At 37.4% G+C, this 22,130-nt stretch carries 17 protein-coding genes; 1 reads left to right on the top strand and 16 read right to left on the bottom strand.

Annotated elements, in window-relative coordinates:
• Positions 1 to 563: 563 nt before the first annotated feature.
• Entirely contained in the window at positions 564 to 1,586 is a 1,023-nt protein-coding gene (gene galE, locus AB6811_RS07510; protein ID WP_369489833.1) for a UDP-glucose 4-epimerase GalE, read from the bottom strand.
• 76 nt (positions 1,587 to 1,662) lie between these two features.
• Between galE and AB6811_RS07505 the strand changes: the two genes are divergently transcribed.
• Positions 1,663 to 2,643 carry a hypothetical protein gene (locus tag AB6811_RS07505; protein WP_369489832.1) on the top strand — a complete coding sequence of 327 codons (981 nt, stop codon included), beginning with the start codon at positions 1,663 to 1,665 and terminating at the stop codon, positions 2,641 to 2,643.
• Between the two features lie 64 nt (positions 2,644 to 2,707).
• Here AB6811_RS07505 and AB6811_RS07500 read toward each other — a convergent pair whose 3' ends face one another.
• The 15 genes from AB6811_RS07500 to AB6811_RS07430 all read right to left on the bottom strand — a co-directional run bounded on the left by AB6811_RS07500 (position 2,708) and on the right by AB6811_RS07430 (position 22,123).
• Entirely contained in the window at positions 2,708 to 3,967 is a 1,260-nt protein-coding gene (locus AB6811_RS07500) for an O-antigen ligase family protein (RefSeq protein ID WP_369489831.1), read from the bottom strand.
• Positions 3,964 to 5,181: a glycosyltransferase family 4 protein gene (locus tag AB6811_RS07495; protein ID WP_369489830.1), complete on the bottom strand. Its 1,218-nt coding sequence runs from the start codon at positions 5,179 to 5,181 to the stop codon at positions 3,964 to 3,966. Before AB6811_RS07495 ends, AB6811_RS07500 begins: the two co-directional genes overlap by 4 nt.
• Positions 5,178 to 6,227: a glycosyltransferase gene (locus tag AB6811_RS07490; protein WP_369489829.1), complete on the bottom strand. Its 1,050-nt coding sequence runs from the start codon at positions 6,225 to 6,227 to the stop codon at positions 5,178 to 5,180. Before AB6811_RS07490 ends, AB6811_RS07495 begins: the two co-directional genes overlap by 4 nt.
• Positions 6,224 to 7,012, bottom strand: a complete 789-nt coding sequence (locus AB6811_RS07485; protein WP_369489828.1) for a polysaccharide deacetylase family protein — start codon at positions 7,010 to 7,012, stop codon at positions 6,224 to 6,226. Before AB6811_RS07485 ends, AB6811_RS07490 begins: the two co-directional genes overlap by 4 nt.
• A 2-nt stretch (positions 7,013 to 7,014) precedes the next feature.
• On the bottom strand, positions 7,015 to 8,103 hold the full coding sequence (locus AB6811_RS07480) for a glycosyltransferase family 4 protein (RefSeq protein ID WP_369489827.1): 1,089 nt from the start codon (positions 8,101 to 8,103) through the stop codon (positions 7,015 to 7,017).
• A complete protein-coding gene (locus AB6811_RS07475) occupies positions 8,100 to 9,377 on the bottom strand; it encodes a lipopolysaccharide biosynthesis protein (RefSeq protein WP_369489826.1) in 1,278 nt (425 codons plus the stop codon). The genes AB6811_RS07480 and AB6811_RS07475 overlap by 4 nt, the downstream gene beginning before the upstream one ends.
• A 3-nt stretch (positions 9,378 to 9,380) precedes the next feature.
• Positions 9,381 to 10,388 (bottom strand): MraY family glycosyltransferase, encoded by a 1,008-nt coding sequence (locus AB6811_RS07470; protein ID WP_369489825.1) that lies wholly within the window; start codon positions 10,386 to 10,388, stop codon positions 9,381 to 9,383.
• A complete protein-coding gene (locus AB6811_RS07465) occupies positions 10,378 to 11,259 on the bottom strand; it encodes an NAD-dependent epimerase/dehydratase family protein (protein ID WP_369489824.1) in 882 nt (293 codons plus the stop codon). The genes AB6811_RS07470 and AB6811_RS07465 overlap by 11 nt, the downstream gene beginning before the upstream one ends.
• A 73-nt stretch (positions 11,260 to 11,332) precedes the next feature.
• A complete protein-coding gene (locus tag AB6811_RS07460; RefSeq protein ID WP_369489823.1) occupies positions 11,333 to 12,535 on the bottom strand; it encodes a polysaccharide deacetylase family protein in 1,203 nt (400 codons plus the stop codon).
• Positions 12,536 to 12,596: 61 nt separating this feature from the next.
• Entirely contained in the window at positions 12,597 to 13,694 is a 1,098-nt protein-coding gene (locus AB6811_RS07455; RefSeq protein WP_369489822.1) for a GDP-L-fucose synthase family protein, read from the bottom strand.
• A gap of 35 nt (positions 13,695 to 13,729) precedes the next feature.
• A complete protein-coding gene (gmd, locus tag AB6811_RS07450; protein WP_369489821.1) occupies positions 13,730 to 14,770 on the bottom strand; it encodes a GDP-mannose 4,6-dehydratase in 1,041 nt (346 codons plus the stop codon).
• Positions 14,771 to 15,083: 313 nt separating this feature from the next.
• Positions 15,084 to 18,461 carry an O-antigen ligase family protein gene (locus AB6811_RS07445; RefSeq protein WP_369489820.1) on the bottom strand — a complete coding sequence of 1,126 codons (3,378 nt, stop codon included), beginning with the start codon at positions 18,459 to 18,461 and terminating at the stop codon, positions 15,084 to 15,086.
• Between the two features lie 813 nt (positions 18,462 to 19,274).
• On the bottom strand, positions 19,275 to 19,631 hold the full coding sequence (locus tag AB6811_RS07440) for a transposase (protein ID WP_369489819.1): 357 nt from the start codon (positions 19,629 to 19,631) through the stop codon (positions 19,275 to 19,277).
• Between the two features lie 720 nt (positions 19,632 to 20,351).
• Positions 20,352 to 21,482, bottom strand: a complete 1,131-nt coding sequence (locus AB6811_RS07435) for a DegT/DnrJ/EryC1/StrS family aminotransferase (protein ID WP_369489818.1) — start codon at positions 21,480 to 21,482, stop codon at positions 20,352 to 20,354.
• Positions 21,479 to 22,123: a sugar transferase gene (locus tag AB6811_RS07430; RefSeq protein ID WP_439655715.1), complete on the bottom strand. Its 645-nt coding sequence runs from the start codon at positions 22,121 to 22,123 to the stop codon at positions 21,479 to 21,481. The genes AB6811_RS07435 and AB6811_RS07430 overlap by 4 nt, the downstream gene beginning before the upstream one ends.
• Positions 22,124 to 22,130 lie beyond the last annotated feature (7 nt).

Below are 22,130 nucleotides of genomic sequence, written 5' to 3'. Positions count from 1 at the left end.
CGAACAACAAACAACCTTTCCCGCCCCGTAGGGGCGTAACATTTACAACTCCATTGTCATCCCGAGCGTAGTCGAGGGATCTCGGTTTAAGATTTAAGAACTCACTAGCTAGCACACGTCTTTAGACGCACACAAATCGCCCTGAAAGAGCAAATCACATTAGCCCTGGGTTTTAACCCAGGGTATTGAGGTGTTCAAATTATTTTGCGATGCACGCAATAATTTTTCCAAAGAGTAAAACTGAAGCGTTGCATCGCAACAGAAAAGCACTGCAAAGAGCGATTTCCAAAAAAAACAATAAGAATAAATAGGGTTTAAGGTAAAGCGATGCTTCGGCTAGCTCAGCATGACAATAGTTTCACGAACAACTATACACGAACAACTTCATTTGTCATCCTGAGCGTAGCGAAGGATCTTTTGAATGTTTACAGTGTACAGTGTGCAGTTTGCAGGGAAGATGGAGAGTAGTGTTTGGTTTTTAGTGTTTAGTGAAATGCTTTTTTTTCACTATCAACAATCAACTATCAACCATCAACTATCAACTAATCCTTTATCCTTTATCCTCACATCCCCCTCACCTTCTTTTCCCAGTTCCAGGCAGTAAGCAAGGCATACTCAAGAGTGCTTTCGGTTTTCCACCCAAGCTCTTTTTGTGCCAAAGTGGTATCGGCCCAAACCTTTTCAATATCACCAGCCCTGCGCCCCACAATCTCATAGTTCAGCTTAACACCGGTCACATTCTCAAAAGCTTTAACTATTTCAAGCACAGTAATACCCCTACCCGCACCAACATTAAACACCTCGTAAGGGCTGGTACTTCTTCCGTCAATCATCCTCTGCAAGGCCAGTACATGAGCCTTGGCCAAATCCACTACATGAAAATAGTCGCGTATAGCGGTGCCATCGGGTGTATTGTAATCACCTCCAAAAATTTGAAGTTTCTCTCGAATTCCGGCAGCAGTTTGAGTAATGAATGGAACAAGGTTATCGGGTTTCCCCAAAGGCAACTCGCCAATCTCAGCTGAAGGATGTGCACCAATTGGGTTGAAATACCTTAACGCAATGGCAAAAACTCCACTGGTTGAGTTTACTGTATCCTGAATGATATCCTCGCCCACCCTTTTGGTATTTCCATAAGGCGACATAGCTGGTTTACGTGGGGTATGCTCGGTTACCGGTAAAACATCGGGCTGCCCGTAAACTGTACAGGAACTTGAAAACACCATATATTTGCCCCCAAATTCCTTTAACATCTGCATCATATTGATGGTTGAAAGCAGGTTATTCCTGTAGTAATCGAGGGGTTTCTCCACGCTCTCACCCACAGCTTTCAGCGCTGCAAAATGGATAATCCCTTCGATATTGCCTTCGGCAGAAAAGAGGTTTCGTATGGAAGCTAAGTCCGAACAGTCGGCCTCAACAAGTCTAGGACGTATTCCTGTTATCCTTTCAATTCCATCAATTGCCTTAGGTGAAGAGTTTGAAAAGTTATCAACTACAACTACCTCAAAACCGGCATTAATAAGTTCAACCACAGTGTGGGAGCCAATATATCCAGCACCACCAGTAACTAAAATTTTCGACATTGCTTAAAAAATTTGCCCAAAAGTAATATTTTTGTAAGTAGAAAATATAACGAACACTAACGAATATTATCACAATATGAACAACGATCAAATTACACGACAGCAAACAACCGATGAAATTGACCTGCTTGAACTTTTCAACCGAATGGGACAGGGTATCAAAAAGGGAATACTTTGGGTTTATCGGTTAGTATTAGACTTTCTGAAGCTAATTCTTAGTAAAACAGTTTGGATTCTTGCCTTTATAGTTATAGGGCTAATTGTTGCATATGTGCTTTATTCAAACACTCGCCGCTACTACTCTTCGGAAATGACAGCCATATCGAACTCTATCAACAACACCTATGTTGTTAGCTCCATAAATTTGCTTAACGATTTGTTTAAGCAAAGGAATTACTCAATTGCAGCTAGCTACCTTAACATCGATATTTCTCGTGCCCAACAAATTAAATCGGTTGAAGCATTTTACACCATCGATATTAATAAAGACGGTATTCCTGATTATACCGATTATAAAAGGCTATATAACCCCAAAGATACCCTAGTGAAAAGGCTCGATAACTACTTTGTAATCCGCCTAGAGGTATACGATGAAGGCGTATTTGCACAGATACGCGATGGTATTAAAAATTACATTTACAAGAATAAATTTGTTGTGGATAACAACACCGAACGTATTAGGCAGAATAAAATACTTATTGAAACCATTGAAAATGAAATTCGGAAATTGGATAGCCTGCAAAAAGTTGAGTATTTTGAACTACCACAAATGCAGAGGGCTTCATCAAATCAAATGGTTGTACTTAATGAAAAGGACAGAAAATTATACCATGATCAGAAGTTAGCCCTAGAAAGGGAAAAACTTAAACTAGAAAAAGACCTTAATATCAACAGCGAGCCAATTACAGTAGTTCAGGATTTTACCCCGCTATCCAAGGCCGAAAACCCCTACTCAAGGTATGCTGTGAGGATTGGTTTATTCTTTGCCATTTTAGGGTTCATATCATCATTACTTTGGCAATACCGATTAACCATATTTAAACTAATAAAAGAATAAATGTGTAAAAAAAATCCGGTTTTAACTAAACCGGCTTTTTTTATTAATAATATAATTCTTTAAACTACACTTTACTGCTTTTATTAGTAAGCAGTATTAGAAAAAAAGTAAAAAACAAAACACCAAATACCCTTTCCAAAACGGCTTCAAATATGAAGTTAATAGAAATAATTAGTATAAAGGAAAAAAGAATAAGATCTCTTTTCTTAAAGGCCAGATAAAAACAGTAACCTATTATAGAAACCAAAATAAGTAATCCGATAATACCTATTCCAACAAGTGTTTGAAGGTATTGGTTATGAGTATTTAGTTCTTCATTAAATGCATATATTGCATTTTTGGATTTGTATGCATTTTTCAGACAAGTCTTAGTATCACCAACTCCAACACCATAAATCAAATCCAAACCAGAAAATGCGCTTGGTACCGACCTCCATATTTCCAACCTTACCAGATCTTTTTGGGCTAAATCGTTTTCAACTAATTTTTCATTAAACGATAGCTCATGTAAGTGTTTAATCGTATCAATGAATCTATTGTTTTTAACTACAAATAAAATTCCTAAAACTAAAAAAATGGTTAGTGCAACTGATAGTATTAATTTACCTTTTGATCGAAGTAACCAAAATAAAATAGTAAATAGAACAAGAAATGTAGTAATTATTCCAGCTTTTGATGAAGTTAAGAAAACAACTCCGATAAAATACAGAGTAATGAGGTAGATCAGCCATTTGTTTTTAAAAACAGTTTTTTTTCTAACATCTCCTAGTAGAAACGTAATACCTAACACTAAATACATTGAGTAGTATGTTGGGTGGTGAGGCCTGACAAACAAATCGTAGAAGAAATAGTTTTCCCAAGGAATGCCTACCGGATTTGGCCTAAAAAACACACCTACAGGTGTTATTACTAATGATGAAATTAAAGCCCTGAGAATAAAATAAATAGACGAGGCTAACAAACTCAAAACAAATGCTTTTTTTATTCTAATTATTAGTTTTTCATCTACCAAACTTGAAAAAAGGACTAAAGGAATAACTAAAATCGATATTTTTTGAGATATGTCGGATAAGCCATATTTTAAATTTTCTGTGTAGAAAAAACTTAAAAGATGTATTAACCAAAATACTATCAATCCAATAGAAACTTTATTCCTTGTAATATAATAAAAATTATGATTATAAATAATCAATATTATGCCTATTAAAGTAAGAAAACCAAGTGCATAAATTGAAATCCTATAGCTTATAGGGATTGAAAAAGAAAGTAATACAAGTATGTAAGGATATAAAGTATATAATATTGACTCTAATTTGCTTTTCATGAAAGTAACTCGTTAAACAAATTAATGTAATTTTCAACCCCTTTACTGATAGTATATTTTTTTTCGAATGCCAATCGGGCGTTAAGCCCCATTTTCACCCTGATCTCTTCGTTTTCTTTAAGGAAAAGTATACTTTGTAACAGACCAAGGTGGTCGCCTGGTTCCACAACTAGCCCACAATCCGATTCTTTAACAATTAAAGCCAACTCTGAGCTCATTGGGGCAACCGCCAGTACTGGCATTCCTGCTGCCATAATGCCAAATATTTTACTTGGAACTCCCATTCCCACAGCCTCCGATCGTAAAGTAACCAACCCACAATGGCACGCAGTTACAGAATAGGCATAATCATCGTTCTCCAGGAATGGGAGGAATAAACATTCGTTCACTTTCTCGCCCATGGCGTTTACCAACTCCTTTTTCCTTATTCCATCGCCAATAAAAACGAATTTGACCCCATCGACCCCTTTTGCCACTGCCCGACCTACAGTATCCAAATCGTTCCATAGTCCCATGTTGCCTGAGAACTGCACCACAAAATAATCTGAAAGGTTGTGCTTAAGCACAAAGGGATTGTTTAAAAAATCCACTGGAGATATAAGTCTCTCATCCTGCCACAAAGGAATAACCTTTAACCTTTCGTTGGGTAGATTTGGCGCCTCATCCCTAACCCAATTGGCCATATCGCGACCTATAGCTATTACCCTATGGCTGCCAATCAATGCTTTACGATGTAAATTTTTCCAGAGCCTGATAAACGGATTCTTAGGAGAAACTTTGCCTAATCGGATTAAACCATCAGGAAAAATATCCATTAAAATATATACTACTTTCTCCCTCTTAAGCTTTGCAATACCAACCACCAGTATTGCAAGTAATGGAGGAGTAGTATGTACAACTATCAAACCTGTTGAACGTTTAAATATCAACTTAAACAGAACGCTTAGGGAATAGGTAGTAACATTTAAAAATCTACCAAATAGTCTATCCTTTTTAAAGTTAGTTGATGGTAAATACTGGATTCTTATTCCGTTATGAACTCGAGTTTTTGGTTGCCGCTCAGTTGTGGAATAAGAAGGTTGAGCACACCAAACATTTATTGTGAAGATATTTGAATCAGCTATACGTTCAAAAAGTTTAGTAAACAGGTTTGAAACTGCCACCTGGTCAGGATAGAAAACTTGAGAAATCAGAAGTATTTCTTTTTCCCTCATTTGAAAAGTTTATGAATATTGTTAGTAAATATAGCTCTGGAATAATTTTTCAGGTAATTTTCACGAATTTTTAAAGATATTTCATCCTTGGCCTCAAAACTTATAAATTCCAGTACTTTAATAATAAGCATATTAACATTGTGTGGCTCATAAAGAAATTGGTAATCGGTTCCTAGCATATTTTCAATATCACCAACATTTGTTGCAATTATTGGTAGCCCTACCGACATGGCCTCAAGAATCACAAGGGGTTGTCCCTCATTCCATGACGGAAGTATTAAACATTGTGAACTTAAAATAAGTGCATTTACTTTTTCCCTATCCGAATCTGTTATAAACTCAACATTTGAACTTTTGTTTCTTATTAGGTTGTCATAAAATAATTTGTCATAGATATTTCCAACTATTTTAAGCCTATAATCCTTCAGGCGATAATCAGAAAATGCCTCAACTAAATCAGCCAATCCTTTAGTTTCTATAATATTCGATACACATACAAAGTCATTTCGGGTTGCAACATCAGGTTTACGGGTTAGGCCTTCAAGTAGCGATGTATTAGGAATCACCAAAGAGTTTGTTCGTGGGGAAATAGATTTAAGATCAACTTCAAATTTTTTACTAAGAACAACCACTGTGCTAAAGAATGCAAGAATTAATTTAAAAACACACCTGTTTATTGACTTTTGAGCCAAAACACTAATATCACCTCTATGGATGTGGCCAATAAGGTTTGAACTAGGCGAAAAGACTTTTACAATAATACAGGAAATCAAAAGCCTAAGCTGGCCAGCAACTGACAATGGAATGTTAAGGTAAACATACTTGGTTCTGGAACTCAGTAAGAATTTGAGCAGGGAGAAGTGTGAACCTAAAAGATAATGTATGGCCCGTTTTATCCCTTTGTAAACCCATGCCGACTCGTCAATAATATGAACAGCTCTACCTTGTTCAATTAGAATATCACGTACGAGTGCATTAACCATACTAATACCGGTATGGGTAGCAGGAGGGAAATCGCCAACAATTAAAACATCATACCTTTTCAAAGCGATTTTGATTTTAAAAAGTAAAGCACGTGGTTAAGTGGCCAATCGCATTCAAAATGACGGCGATTAATAACCCTTCCTCCGAATGAAAAGTAATTGCGATAGTTGTCCTGGCTATACACATACGGAAACGTTTTGCAGGCTATTTCAACTCCAACATTACTAATATGCTTTAGCTGCCCAAAAGGGAAGGCAAAATGTTTTATCTCAACATTCAGTTGCTCCTCAATTATTTTCTTACTTCCCTCAATCTGATGCTTGAGGAAATCTTTGTCCTCTGTTTTAAGCGATAAGTGATCGAGTGTATGTGCACCAATGGTATGCCCCTCTACTGACATCTGTTTAATCATTTGCCAGGTCATGGGGTTCTTATCGGTTAAAACAATATTCTTTTTAAAGTTCTCCCTGTAATTACTATCACCATCAATAAAGTTTGGATTAATAAAGAATGCAGCTTTCAGGTTCCAAGTGTCCAGTACAGGTTTTATTTTGCTGAAGCACTCCTCAAACCCATCGTCCCAGGTAAATGCCACAAGGCATTCGTTTTTAGGGAATTCACTTTTTATTATTCTATTAACTGCTTCCTCAAAATTGATAAACTTTACGCCATTTTCATTTAGGTTCTTCAAAAGCTTCTGAAAAATCTCAGGCGAAGCACTGTTATTAACACTTAAAAAATGTCCGTTCAGAATATGAATCCCGGCATGAGGCTTTGCCCCAGAAGAAAGGATATTAAGAAGATATCTTCTGAAAATTGATCGGTATCTATATACCAATTTATTCATTGCTACCTAATTTTATTAGTGAGGAATGAAATTACCTTGCTGCTTACCATTTCAGGATAATAACCAAACTCTGTAAGAGTATCCCTACAAGCCTTACTAATAACACTAGAATTGGGATTCAAAATATTATACCACTCAGTAATAACCTCGGCAAGGTTTTGGGGATCTCCATCATGGAAGAAAGCTCCATTTATTCCAGGTTTAAGCAACTCAACTTCAGGACCATGCTCGTTCATGGCGTCTGTGGTGATTACTGGTAAACCGTATGATAATGCATGTGCCATTGACAGTCCTATCCCACCCGGGTAGACAAATAATCTTGATTGGGCAAAGTATTGTTTTAGATTGATACCATATACCGGACCAACAAACTCAATATGTTTCTCAATACCAAGTTCCTTGGATAAACTCACTAAAGATTCAATATCGCCACCTCCAACTATAATACATCTAAGACCTTGAATTTTATTTGAAATAATAGACAACGCTCTAACTAGTACATCCAACTTCTTTTCAGGTGTAATTCTGCCAGAAAAAAGTAAGGTAAAAGTATCGCTGTGTATTTGATTAATATTTAATCCATAATCTTCATTATTCATTGAATTACCCACCACAGTAACTTTGCTGGTAGGGATACCTAATTTTTGCATTCTTACTAAACCAGCTGAACTATAAGCCATTATTCCTGAGGAGTACTTATAAAAAAATTTACGAAGCAATAAGCCAAACCTTCCCTGCTTGCCCTCAGTGGCATGCGACCACCATATAAATTTTACTCCATTTATCTTTGCCCATAAAAAAATTAGAATAGTATGGAGGTGATGAAAGTCAACCCCAGAACAAACAATAGCATCAGGTCTATAAAATTTTACCTCTCTTAGAGCTTTTTTAAGGTAATAAAACCGATGCCCAAATAGGGTAAAAGAAAAATAGTTACACATTATTGAATGTTCAATACTTACGGGATTAACCCCTTCAAACTCGTTACCTGCTAAAATAGCACAGGAAAAATCCTTATTTGAAAAAATCAAATTAAAAGTATCTCTCCTGTAATGTGCAATAACAGGTTCTATGAAAAGTACTTTTTTCAAGTAAGTTTTTTTTCGTATTTTTTTATAACAACCACCAGCAAAATTAACATCGATATATTAGCCAGCACTTCAAATAATGTGTAAAGCGCAATAAAACTTTCAAAGTTGAGATGTGAAAAAAATGTTAAAGAAAGTATAAGTATGAAATAGAACACTTGCCAAATGCTTTGCCAAACAATTCTATTTAGTGCAATAAATATCGATGTAAACGATGATGTAATAAAGTTTAATGCAAAAGGCCATACCAACATCTTGGCAATTTGCCCCGATTGAGCCCAATCCTTACCGAATACAAAAATAAAAAGCGTTTCGCCCCAAATGCTTATCACAACAATCTCAAAAAAAACAATTGCTAATGCCATGAAAAGTAAGGGTTTCAGTTCATAAGAGAATAACTCATTAGCTTTAAAACCCTCCGAAGCTCTGTTTAAAACAACACTTGAAAATGATCCGGCAATTAATGCTAGAGGTACTGAAAGAATTAGCTTTGTCAGATCGAAATAGCCTGCCTGTTCAGCGGTGAAATACTTATTAATAAAAATAACTGGTAATAAGAAACTAGCCGCACTCAAAAGGCTTGGAATTAAATTATACTTTGGAAAATCACTATACTTTAGAAGTAGATGCTTTAACCTAACAAAATTTATATTTTCAACTGAGAAACCTTTTTTACCCGATTGCCAAAGCGACACTGTGAAGTTAGCTACTTGCCCTGCAATATCACCATAAATTAAACCTTTAGAATATCCTACCAATGCAAATGCTGATTGAGTAACACCTTCAACAACCCGTCGTGCAAACTTATTTGCTGCTATTGGAACAAAACCCTTTTTCCTTATTAACCAATAATTAAATACCTGAAATGCACTTAACAGAAATGTGCCTACTGGAACCAGAAAAATTATATAGCCCTTTTCCTCTGGCAGGTTAATCAGAGTAAGCAGTTTAGACCTTAAAAGCAAAATAGCAAGAAACAATATTGCACTAAAAATCAAACTAAACGATAATGAGGCTATTGCTATGGCCGAAGCATCGCTATCGCGCTTGGGCAGGACAATTGCCTGCTCGAACCTAAAACAAGCAACAACCATCAAAATCCCTATAATACTGTTATATACCGAGTATAACCCAAACGATTCGGGAGTAAAGAACCTACGCAGAAATGGTTGCAATAGAATTGGAATTGCCTGGGCAATAATTGTCCCGACAACTAAAACTGAGGCGTGTTGAACCACCTCAGTTCGTTTGAAGTAATTTATAAACCTGTTTAGCAATTCCTATTCCTTAAAAGGGGTTAATCTGTCAACCTTTCTTGTTAAAAAGTAAAGAAAAAACAAAGATGTGATATATACCGGAAGCTTAAGAAAATCCCATTCCCGATAAAGAAGAATAAGTAAAAAAATAACTAAATTAATACCCACAAGAACTATATCGAGGGTTAGATGTGAGTATCCGGCCCTAACAAATCGCTGGTAGGCATGCTTACGGTGTGGCTGACTCAACTTTTCTTTATTACGCCAACGGCGGTAAAGGGTAAGAGTTGCATCGAACCAGAATGGTGCCGTTATCATTAACCAGTTAAAAATTGAGAAATCTAAGGAATTGTGATAGTGTATTCCCAGAACAACAAGAATAAACCCCAACTGGGTACTACCCACATCGCCCATAAAGATTTTAGCCTTTGGCCAGTTCCAGTATAGAAACCCCAATACAACCGATACTAATAAAAGTAACTCGTAACTATTAGTAAAAATAAATAGTACAACACTCACAATAATTGCCTCGAGCGATGCAAAGCCATCGGCACCATCCATGAAATTGTAGAGATTGATAAACCACACCATTCCAATTACGGCCAAAGGATAAGTAATGTAAGGACTACTTAGCATGTCAATCCCCAATGAAATTGGTTTTCTGAGGCCACCTAAAAGGTAAAATGCTGCTATTGCTACTATAAAATGGACCAGTAACCTTAAGATTGGTTTGATTGCAAAAATATCGTCGAGAAAACTTACAAGCCCAAGAATTACACCCGAAACCAAAGCAAAGAATAAATTTCTATCCAGAGCACCAAGAAGATGTAGGGAAAAAATCCCTAGATACCATACTATTACAAAGGCAAGACCTCCTCCCCGAGGGGTAACAGTGGAGTGAAGCCCCCTGTTTGAAGGTTCGCTAACCACGTTATACCTTACTGCCCATTTTTTAATAAATGCAGTTAACAAAAGTGACGCTATTCCTGAAATAGCTATCAAAGCAGTAAATGCAATTGCCTTATTTTCCATCAAAACATCTGTAATAATTAGTCATAACTTCAATTCCTTCCCTTGTGGAATAAGGAATATTTAGCCCTAATGCATTAATAGTTAATGAATTATCAACTTCTGAACTCCCATATAACCGCGAATAAATTGCAGGGAGAAACTTTTTAATTAAAGAAATCAGAAATTTCCCTGGCGGAAAAATCACAACCTTACGTTTTAAACCAATTGCTATAAGGTTAACCAACTCCTCCACCGAGACAGGCCTTTCATCCTGGGCTAGAAATATACCCTTAGCCCGTATTTCAATAACTCTATCAATATATGCGGCTAAGTTTCCAATAAATGTGATACTTCTGCTCGCATCTACACCCTTGAAAGGAAGAAATGGTATGTACCTAACCAGTTTCATTAAACTTAACATATTTGCTTTTACTCCTTTACCATAAACCAAAGGTGTACGAATAACGCTAACGGTAAAACTAGGAGTATCTAAAGCTATTAATCGCTCTTCGGCCATTAACTTACTTAATCCATATGAATCGTTGGGCTTACATTCTGTTTGTTCACTACATACCATATTCATTAATTGTTCATCGCCATAAACCTTGGTTGTACTAATGAAAACAAACTGTTTAACCCCTGCCTTGCGAGCCCTAATTGCAACCTCAACAGGTAAATCCGAATTAATACGTATATACTCTTGCTTGCTAATTCTACCACTTTGATGCACAATTGCCGCTAAATGAAGCACAGTATCAACCCCCTCAAAATTTATCCCTTCAATACCTAGTGATTTAATATCCACCTCTTCAATACTAGAATAACGGCTATACTCTATGTAGCCTTTACCAATAAAACTATTTTTTCCAATAATCAATATCTTACGGTTCATTTCTAAACAAATGACTTTTAACCATTTTAGTTGTAAGTTTTCCTGAGTTTCGGCTATCAATATGGAGGATATATTAACCCTCGGGTAACGAAGATGTAGGCAGAAATATTTCCACATCGCCAGCTACATTACTCTGATAGCCTTGAACTAAAACAGCACCGTTAAATGCAATAAGGTTGACGCTGATATCATCAACTTTGGGAAGGTAAATGGCCACTCTAATCTTATCCACGAAAGGATTTTGCCCTTGATATACCCACCTTATGTTATTATGGCTTACTAACTCCTTAAATGATTTAGGTTCAATAGTAATTGGATTCTCAGAGGGTAATACGTTAATAAGAGCAAAGCTATTACCCCCAGAGTATTTAATTTTAAATAATTCTGCTCCAAGTACATTGACCTGCTGCCAATCGTCGGGAATACGAAACTCTATCGAGATTTCCTGGTTATAAATCGAATCGTTAAGTTCATCTACGATTGTTAAATAATAGAGGGAATCAGAACAGTTAATACATGAAACTTTGGTTTTGCTGGCTTCACTCACATACTTAATTACGTCCGACACTGTTGCAACCCATAAATCGTCTTTTTTTTCATTTATGTACTCCAGGTGTGAAACAAAGTCAGCAGAATCGAGAGGCAAATAGCCATTGCCTTCAAGCCCATGAATCATTTCAACTAACCAACACCTATTTTTTATAGCAAAATCTACCCACTTATCAGCAGTACGACTTTCCACACCTTGATTAAAGGCTTGTACCTTTAACCCATAATAATCAATCCTATCGAGCCAATAATATCCAAGATTTGCAGAACGTGAGGCTATATAAAATTTGGCAACTGTGCTTTTAATATTTTGATTAAACTCACCCCAAGGGTATGCAAAGGTTAAAACTCTACGTTCTAAAAGTTTTTCCAGCTGATAGCTAGACCCATATATTTCCTCTATCAAACAATTATTTTCGATTGATTTTAGGTGATAATGATGTTTTGAATGTGAACCAATTTCATGTTCAAATGGCAAGTTTCTTTTCAATTCAATCGCTTTAGCGCTATCAATAAAATCAGAAACTAAATAAAGTGTTGCAGGGAAATTAAATCGGTTAAGAGCACGAAGCCCCAAACCAAACTGTGAGGAGTAGCCATCGTCGAATGTTATACTAACAATTCCTCTTTTAAAATCATAAACAGGCGAAATGCTATAAAGCAGCCGAGATTGCTCAATATTAATTGTTTGGGATAAAGAAAAATCAACTCCAAGAAATTGAGTCAAAAAAAATAACCAACCTGTTATTTGATTTCTCGAAAAAATTATTAACCTAGATGTCACCCAACTATAGCCTAGCATTAATATAACCCTGATAAACCATTCTTATGCCTTGATTTAGATCAATTTTATGGGTCCAACCAAGATTATGTAATTTATTTACATCCAGTAATTTTCTGTAAGTTCCATCTGGCTTAGTTGAATCCCACACAATTTCTCCATTAAAACCTACTATTCCCCTAACTAGCTGGGCAAGTTCGGCTATCGATATATCTTTACCAGTTCCAATGTTTACATGAGTATTTCGTACTTCACTCATTCCGCGGGATAAATCGGAGAAATTTACTTTTTCCATAATAAAAACACAGGCATCGGCCATATCGCTAGAGTGAAGAAACTCCCTCATGGGCTTGCCCGATCCCCAAAGCGTTACGATTACCTTTCCCTCGCAACCGCTTGATTTTTGTATCCCATATTTGGCCAGCACTTCTAGTATCTCATCTTCTTTTGCATTACCCCCCACTCTATCAATGGGCAGCACTGATAAATCGTTACGAATAGCTTTCCAATTATTTTGCTCAAGGCATTTAGCTAAATGCATTTTACGGATAATAGCCGGTAACACATGGCTTTTTGCTAAATCGTAGTTATCGTTTGGCCCGTACAGGTTTGTTGGCATAACCGAAATAAAGTTGGTGCCATACTGTAAGTTATACGATTCACACATTTTTATACCAGCAATTTTGGCAATAGCATAGGGCTCATTGGTATATTCCAGTGGTGATGTTAAGAGATATTCCTCCTTGATAGGCTGAGGGGCCTCGCGTGGGTAAATACAGGAACTCCCTAGAAATAGGAGTTTCTTCACTCCATTCAAATACGAGGCATGGATAATATTATTCTGGATTTGGAGATTCTCAAAGATAAATTGCGCCCTATAGGTATTATTAGCCATTATTCCACCTACCCGAGCAGCAGCAAGAAATACATAATCGGGTTTTTCGGAATTAAAAAAATTAATTACCGCGTTATAATCAAGTAGTTCCAACTCGGCGTGGGTTCGTGTAACAATATTTGAATAGCCCTTTTCCTTTAATTTACGAACAATGGCGGTGCCAACCAAACCGGTATGACCCGCCACATAAATTTTCGAACTCCTTTCCACTTTCAAATTACTTTTTCTACTGAAAATTCTGGAGATTATAAGATTGTTTGAACCCTTTCCCAATCAGCTCTAACCATAATACGAACTAGCTCTTCAATTCCTACCCGGGGTTCCCAGCCCAGCAAAGTCCTAGCTTTTGTTGCATCGCCAACCAATAGGTCAACCTCGGTTGGACGGAAATAGTTAGGATCAATCTCAACTAGAACTTTGCCGGTAGCTTTGTCAATGCCTTTTTCATCAGCACCTTTGCCGCTCCATTCAAGTTCAATTCCTAACTCATTAAAAGCAAGCGTGGCAAACTCCCGAACAGTATACGTTTTACCGGTTGCAAGTACAAAATCCTCAGGATTTGAATGCTGAAGCATTCGCCACATTCCTTCCACATACTCAGGGGCGTACCCCCAGTCGCGGCGTGCATCCAGATTGCCTAGAAAAAGTTTTTCCTGCAATCCTGCCTTAATTCTTGCCGCTGCCATAGTAATTTTTCGGGTAACAAAGGTTTCTCCACGCCGTGGCGATTCATGGTTAAAGAGAATTCCGTTGCAGGCAAAAATATTGTACGCTTCGCGATAGTTTACGGTTATCCAGTAAGCGTAAAGCTTTGCAACACCATAAGGGCTGCGAGGGTAAAAGGGTGTTTTTTCGGTTTGAGGCACCTGCTGTACTAAACCATAAAGTTCGCTGGTTGAAGCTTGATAGAATCTAGTTTTTAACCCTGTATCCTTAATAGCGTCGAGGAAACGAAGGGTTCCAATGGCGTCAACCTCAGCGGTGTATTCCGGAACTTCAAACGAAACTTTTACATGGCTTTGGGCAGCCAAATTATAAATCTCATCGGGTTCAATCTTCTCGAGCAAACGATTTAGGTTGCTGGAATCGGTCATATCGCCATAGTGCAGGAACATACGAACATCCTTATTATGCCTGTCCTTGTACAGATGATCGATCCTGTGGGTATTAAATGTTGATGCCCGGCGTATAATGCCGTGAACCTCATACCCTTTTTCGAGTAAAAGTTCTGCAAGGTAGGAACCATCCTGGCCGGTTATTCCTGTTATTAGAGCTTTTTTGGGCATAAGAATTAGAGGTTTAAAGTTTAAAGTTTAAGGTTCAAGGTTTAAGGTTTAAGGTTTAAGAGCCTGTCCCGCGCTAGCGGGATTTAAGGTTTAAAGTTTAATACTATCAACCATCAACTGCCAAAACTAACAACTAAAAAGTATCACAGATTTGCACAGAGTTTCACAGGGATTACTCAGTGTTTCTCTGTGTAAATCAGTCTAATCTGCATAATCAGCATGCCATTCCAATTCACGAACAACTATCAACGAACAACAAACAACAAAATCATCTGCGTCATCTGTGTTCCATTACAATTCATGAGCAAAGAACCTATTTGACCTCCTCCCTATATTTTTTAGTATAATGAATTAGATAAGGAAGAAAAGCCATAACACCAAAGAAAGCGGGCTCAAATGGTGAATTTGAACTAAAAAATGAATAGAAAAATACTACCAAGAAAACCAACCCAAATAACCAGTATTCCTTTCGATAGATATAGTACAAGTATAAAGTTTTAGTAAAAAACCATAGATAAACTATTAACCCCAGTAAACCTGAGTAAAGCAAAACCGATAGGAAGGGGTTATGAGGGTAATCAAAATCTCTATTGATTTCATCAGGGTGGAATTTTCGTGCGAACTTTTTGGTATAGTTAAAACCAGCTCCAAAAAGCTTTTGAGTAATCGTGTATTCGTTAAAGTAAAGGTAAAATGCATACCGCCAACGATCAATCCGGGGCCCTGCAAAACGGTTGTTTTGCATTGATAACTCAAAGTTATGGGAAGTACTATCAGTCATACTAACCAAAGCATCGCCAAACAAAATTCCTGCCCTATTTATCTTGTACTCACTTTGAATAAACGATGTTTTATTGGATTTGACAATAAGTTGGGGATAGGCAAAGGTGATATGCCCGGTAAGTGTATTAAAATCGGTTACCCCTTTCTGGCTAAAAAAGTAGGCTCCATATACCCAGCCCTTTTCGGTTACAATACCCTTTGCTTGCAGGAATACCCACTCGCCTTTAGCATTCAAGTTATACTTTTGGTTTGTAGGCCCTGATACCTTCCCCCTTATCTCTAACCTGGCTTCCTGACCATTAAATTCTGGTGATACGTAGCAGTAAACCGATGCGAATACCGAATCGCCAGGTTCAGCCTCTACACCCCAAAATAATGTGGTGGAATGATGTAAGTCCCTCCACTGTTTTCCCTCGGTAGCCCTATCGTATCTTGCCCCAATTACCCCTTCGGGAACAATATCAGCATTATTACCAATCAATGGGAACTCTTTACTATATGTTGATGAAGTATAGGTTTCAGGATTCTTTGGGTCATGTTCGAATGTATTAAACTCAGGATGTGCATAAATCACATATCCTTTTAATTTTTTGAAATCATTTGCCTTGGGTAATACTAAAAAGGTTGTTGAATAGTACTCCCCACCCGCTTCACCCCAGTTATTTATGGTTAGTTTTTGCCATGTCTCTTTGCGTTCTAAATCATAGTAGGAAGCCCTATATCCACCCAATTTCTTAGCCCCCCCTTCTACTCTTACTTTTTCCCCATTAAAATCATTAGAAACATAAACATAAATTGATGTTTTAACTCTATAAAGGTTGTTTTTAAATTTTACTTTCCCAATAGGATTTACATTGTAAACCAAATCTTTACTTTCCCTATGCTGCGTTTCCTTGTCAACCCTTAATCCTACACTATTCCTTGGTACAATCTCAACATTTTTACCGGTTAAAGGATATACGCGTTTGAAGTTTGAGCCTGTCCAAGTCAAAGGTTCATTGGAGTTAAACTTTAAAAATCGCTCTTCGGGGTAGGCAAAAAGAACATAACCTTTGATTGAGTCTGCTGGTGAATTAACCTTCTTCTTGAATCCAAAGTAAACCCAACTATCACCCTCAAACATATTGAAAGAGAGGTATAACCTTTGCCAACGACCCTTTTTAGCCAAATTGTAATTGTTCTTTGTAAAACCATAAATTTTACCTCCAGTACTTAAGTAAACCTCATCGCCATTGAAATCGGGTGAAGCATAAACATATAACGAAGGTATGTTTCTCAGTGAATCTTGAAACCTATACCTAAACAAATCCGCACCATAAACCCATAAGCTATCCTTTTCCCTGAAACTTATGTCGGGTTTTACAGGCATGAATGCTTTGGTACCCTCAGGAAGTTGGTTACTGCCTTTGCCAGGCAATTCCTTTACCAATTCAAATGGCCTGTTAGCCCATGTTATAGGTTCTTTAGAGTCAAACTCAGTTTGCTCTACCGACGGGTAGGCAAAAATTACATAACCATTCAAGCTATTCAACGTGGAATCATTCTCCTTACAGAGATATAAATACGATTTATAATCGCCGCTATCGGCATAAAATGAAGTTTGAAGTTTTTGCCAGGTCCCTTTCCTACTCAGATTGTAGTACCAGTGGTTTATCCCTTTCAAGTTACCACTGTTGCTCATCCGAACCCACGAGCCATCAAAATCGGGCGAAACGTAACAGTAAACCGATGCCAGGTAACGTTTGCCGGGCTCAACCCTACCCTCAAAAAGTTTTGAAATGTAATATGCATTACCATTCCAAATTCTAGGTTGAACCCAATCCCCTACCCTGGCGCCCTTAGCATCAGCTGGCACAGCTGCTAAACCTAAATCGTTGAGGTTATCAACTAATTGATAGTTACTATTTGCCCATCCAGTATAGGGATATCGAGAGTCGAAACTGGTGTTCCAGTTTTCCCTTTGAGCATCATCATAAGTAATATCTCCCCGAAATATTGACCTACCCGACATAGTAAGCCAATTCACATACGCAATGGTTTGATAATTATCGAAAGAGGAATTTGCCAGCCACTCATTTCGCTTAAGCGTGCTAACTCCAAATAATGCATAACCAAGAAATGATGTGGATAAACTAAAACTTAGCAAGAAAATTATTGAATTCTCTCTAAAATTTTTTAAAGGTTTCCTCCTAATAAACCACGAGGTTAACCACGTTAATATGAAAACTATTATATAAATCGATGCAATAATTAAACCACGACGCGAGGTTGCCAGCATTATGTTTACTATTAAAACCCAAAGGGCAAGCTGAAGCAGAACACTTTGCCAACGCTTTAATTCCTTGAAAAGGTAAAAGGTAGCAATAAGAATCCCAACAACACAAACTAGTGTAAAAAAATTATCGTCAACGCTTAGCGACGTGCCCTGGGGGAATCCCAAACCCTCAACCGATAAAAATTCCCATTTATTCCCCTTAAGCATAAAGTAAAGCTTTAAAATACCGGCAAGGGCAAAATGGGAACTGAGGATTACCGCTAGAATATTAAAACGCTTCAGGGAATAGTGTAATTCTTCGGTTTTAAAGTTAAATAGTATTGCAGAAACAATAAATGCAGATAAAACCAATAGATTAAAGGTGTCCTTAAACAGTGTTTCGGGGCGATTTGGTGTTAAAGCAAATGCTATAAAATAGGCAAGTACTGAAAGAATTAATGGTATAAATACTCTGAAACTCTTTAAGGTGATTTGCTGCCAACGTTTAGTAACTATGAACTCAGTAAGGGTAAGAATACCTAAAATGGCAACAGTGGGGAATAGAAGATATTTTAGGTATTGGGGTAAAGCAAGCCTAATAAGGAATAATAGGAGTGTTATAGTGAAAGTGTGTGTGATGATTTTCCTTAACATTGTTTTGTTTTTTACCTGCCCATACAGGGCGAGAAGTTGTATTTGGTTATTTACTTCCCAACGCTGTGCGTTGGGTTAGATTGACTTGCCCCTGCGGGGCGATTACTTTGTTCCGCTATACGAAACCCAACGTGGTGCACTGGGTTAAAAAGACCTGCCCTTACGGGGCGATTTATTTTTCTGTTATTCTATATCCAATACCGTGCGTTTGGTTTGATTGACTTGCCCTTACAGGGCGCATTATTATTTTGGTATTGCGTATTTCCCAACGCGTTGCGTTGGGTTAAACTAACCTGCCCTTTCGGGGCGTGTCAATATTTTTTTGGTGTTCATTACCCAACGCGTTGCGTGGGGTTAGGTAGACTTGCCCCTACGGGGCGTTTTATTTTTTCTGTTATTCTATTCCATATGCGTTGCGTTGGGTTATATTTACCTGCCCTTACAGGGCGAGATGTTGTATATAGATATTTTTAATTCCCAACGCTGTGCGTTGGGTTAGATTGACTTGCCCTTACAGGGCGCATTATTATTTCGGTTCCATTAACCACCCAACGCATTGCATTGGGTTAGGTAGACTTGCCCCTACGGGGCGTAATATTTCATTGGTTGTTAACTGCAATTACAAATTTTCGGGCTGAAAGCCCAACTCAATCTAACATTGGGCTACGCCCAATGGAAAGAGAAACACTTAAATCCTCGCCCTGTAAGGGCAGGTTAATCGGAAAAGAAATAATCCTCGTTATATTCCATTCCATACTCTTTCAGGAAAAGCATTACCTCTTCCTTATAACTTCGTTTCCTGTGATGTTCCTCCTAATTTTTTATGTAATTTATTGTTTTTTCAAGTACCGATTGGCTTACTGAAAAGGCAGCATACCCTCTTTGCCAAGCAAACCTCGAATATTTATCATCTAATGTTTTAATCCATCGACTGCTATGACGTTTAATATCTTCAACAAGCTTTGATATGGCAATATTTTTAGAAAGCAAACATAGTATGTGAATATGGTCAGATGTTCCATTAATTTCAATAGGAATAGATTCTCGATCGGCGAGTACCGTTCGGATATAGGAATATAGATGGGGTTTATCATTTGAACTTATTGGAACCGTTGTTGATTTTATATGAAAAACGATGTGAACATAGATTTTAGTGAGGGATTGAGACATTGTATCAACTATTTAGTTACTTTTTTACCTGCCCTTACAGGGCGCGTTAATTTCTTTTATTCTTTATTACCCAACGCGATGCGTTGGGTTAGACTGAGTTACCCCTTCGGGGTGATCCTTTTTGAGTTATTCAATACCCTACGCGATGCGTTTGGTTTGATTGACTTGTCCTTTCAGGGCGCATTATTATTTTGGTATTGTTCATTACCCAACGCGGTGCATTGGGTTAACTCAACCTGCCCTTACGGGGCGATTTATTTTTCTGTTATTCTATATCCCTTACCGTGCGTTTGGTTTGATTGACTTGCCCTTACAGGGCGCATTATTATTTTGGTATTGCGTATTTCCCAACGCGTTGCGTTGGGTTAAACTAACCTGCCCCTTCGGGGCGTGTCAATATTTTTTTGGTGTTCATTACCCAACGCGTTGCGTGGGGTTAGATTTAACTGCCCTTACAGGGCGCATTATTATTTTGGTATTGCCTATTTCCCAACGCGATGCGTTGGGTTAGACTGACTTGCCCCTGCGGGGCGGAACATTACGTTGCTTTTGTTAATTACGGTAACGATATCTCGGGCTGAAAGCCTAAATCACTCTAACATTGGGCAACGCCCAATGTAAAGAGAATCTTTCAAATCCTCGCCCTGAAAGGGCAGGTTAAATTTATAATTAAATGAATTAAACCTTCTATGTTCTTTAAGATTTATATTTCAAATTTGATTAAAACTTTAAAATCTTTTTTAATTGGTTAGCAATCCTATCCCTATCTTCATCGGTCATGTTTGAACCAGACGGCAAGCATAACCCATTTTCAAATGCGTACTCTGAAAAACCATTAGTATATGCCGGGGCTCCTGAAAAAACAGGCTGAAGATGCATTGGCTTCCATAACGGACGCGATTCAATGTTATCTTCCTCTAGGCCTTTTCGCAGATCCTCCCTTGTTACCCCTGTTATTTTGGGGTCAATTATTATTGAGGTTAACCAGTAGTTTGAGTAGGAATCGGATGATTCGGTATGAAATGCTATTCCTTTTACTTCGCCCAATAAATCTCTATAAAATTTATTATTTTCTCTTCGTTGTTTAACCCTTAAATCAAGAACCTCTAGCTGTCCACGACCTATGCCAGCAACAACATTACTCATTCTGTAATTGTACCCTATTTGTGAATGCTGGTAATGCGGTGCATTATCGCGCGCTTGAGTGGCAAGGAAACGGGCTTTATGAATAAAATCGTGGTTGTTAGAAATCAAGGCACCCCCGCCAGAAGTTGTAATTATTTTATTCCCATTAAACGAAAGGATTCCCATTGCTCCAAATGTACCGCAACATTTATCCTTATACCTACTTCCCAATGCTTCGGCTGCATCTTCAATAACGGGAATATCGTACTTAGAGGCAATTGATAGAATTTCATCCATCTTTGCAGGCATACCATACAGATGAACAACTACTATTGCCTTTGGCCTTTTCCCTTTGTTTATCCTATCTCTAATTGCTTTTTCCAGAAGTTCAGGATTAATATTCCAGGTTTCATCCTCGCTATCAACAAATACTGGTGTGGCACCCTGATAAACAATAGGGTTTGCAGTAGCCGAAAAGGTAAACGATTGGCAAATAACCTCATCGCCCGGACCAACTCCAAGATTTATTAAGGCTAAATGTATGGCAGCTGTTCCTGAAACCAATGCAGCACAGTACTTTACACTAAGATAATGCGATAACTCTTTTTCAAAAGCATTGACATTAGGGCCAAGCGGAGCAACCCAATTGGTTTCAAAGGCATCGTTAACGTATTTAATCTCACCTCCACTCATATGTGGAGAGGAAAGCCAGATTCTTGTGTTCATTTGAAATAATTACTTTCTTTATAAGGTTTACGAATTATAGTATGAAGTATAATCTTTATGTCAAGAAAAAACGACCATTGTTCTATATACAACTTGTTTATTCTTACCTTGTCAGGAAAAATTATGTTATCGTTATACCATTTGGGATCAGGAACATTTGCTAATATTTCCTCCTCATTTATATACTTTAAACTTGCTGGACCAGTAAGCCCAGGTTTTAAGTTAAGAATTATTCTGTCATTTTCATTAATTTTTTCTATATATTCAGGCATATCAGGCCTAGGACCAACTAAACTCATTTCGCCTTTTACTATATTTAATACTTCTGGTATTTCATCTAATTTGAGTTTCCTAAGTATTCCACCAACTTTTGTAATTCGTCTATCATTTGATGTAGAAATAAAATTTTTCTCGTTACTTACTACCATTGTTCGGAATTTAAATATAGTAAATTTTTTACCATACTGACCAAACCTGATTTGCTTAAAAATCACAGGATATCCTGAAAAAATAAATATTATCAGGTACAAAATTATAAATAAAGGGAATAGTATAATAAAACCAATTATTGAAATAATAAAATCAAAAATTCTTTTTTTTATTATGATCTTTTTTAAATCTTTTTCGTTACTATAGCTCATTTTCAGT

The organism is Tenuifilum sp. 4138str (assembly GCF_041102575.1).
GTDB classification, from domain to species: Bacteria; Bacteroidota; Bacteroidia; order Bacteroidales; family Tenuifilaceae; genus Tenuifilum; species Tenuifilum osseticum.
The sequence above is the reverse complement of the archived record's forward strand: the minus strand, read 5'-3'. Positions and strand labels throughout refer to the sequence as shown.

Bases quoted from the DNA above. Each gene is read 5' to 3' on its own strand.
- galE (WP_369489833.1), bottom strand. From the start codon at position 1,586: ATGTCGAAAATTTTAGTTACTGGTGGTGCTGGATATATTGGCTCCCAC.
- AB6811_RS07495 (WP_369489830.1), bottom strand. From the start codon at position 5,181: ATGAGGGAAAAAGAAATACTTCTGATTTCTCAAGTTTTCTATCCTGAC.
- AB6811_RS07485 (WP_369489828.1), bottom strand. From the start codon at position 7,012: ATGAATAAATTGGTATATAGATACCGATCAATTTTCAGAAGATATCTT.
- AB6811_RS07435 (WP_369489818.1), bottom strand. From the start codon at position 21,482: ATGAACACAAGAATCTGGCTTTCCTCTCCACATATGAGTGGAGGTGAG.
- AB6811_RS07430 (WP_439655715.1), bottom strand. From the start codon at position 22,123: ATGAGCTATAGTAACGAAAAAGATTTAAAAAAGATCATAATAAAAAAA.
- AB6811_RS07505 (WP_369489832.1), top strand. From the start codon at position 1,663: ATGAACAACGATCAAATTACACGACAGCAAACAACCGATGAAATTGAC.
- AB6811_RS07445 (WP_369489820.1), bottom strand. From the start codon at position 18,461: ATGTTAAGGAAAATCATCACACACACTTTCACTATAACACTCCTATTA.
- gmd (WP_369489821.1), bottom strand. From the start codon at position 14,770: ATGCCCAAAAAAGCTCTAATAACAGGAATAACCGGCCAGGATGGTTCC.
- AB6811_RS07440 (WP_369489819.1), bottom strand. From the start codon at position 19,631: ATGTCTCAATCCCTCACTAAAATCTATGTTCACATCGTTTTTCATATA.
- AB6811_RS07500 (WP_369489831.1), bottom strand. From the start codon at position 3,967: ATGAAAAGCAAATTAGAGTCAATATTATATACTTTATATCCTTACATA.
- AB6811_RS07465 (WP_369489824.1), bottom strand. From the start codon at position 11,259: ATGAACCGTAAGATATTGATTATTGGAAAAAATAGTTTTATTGGTAAA.
- AB6811_RS07470 (WP_369489825.1), bottom strand. From the start codon at position 10,388: ATGGAAAATAAGGCAATTGCATTTACTGCTTTGATAGCTATTTCAGGA.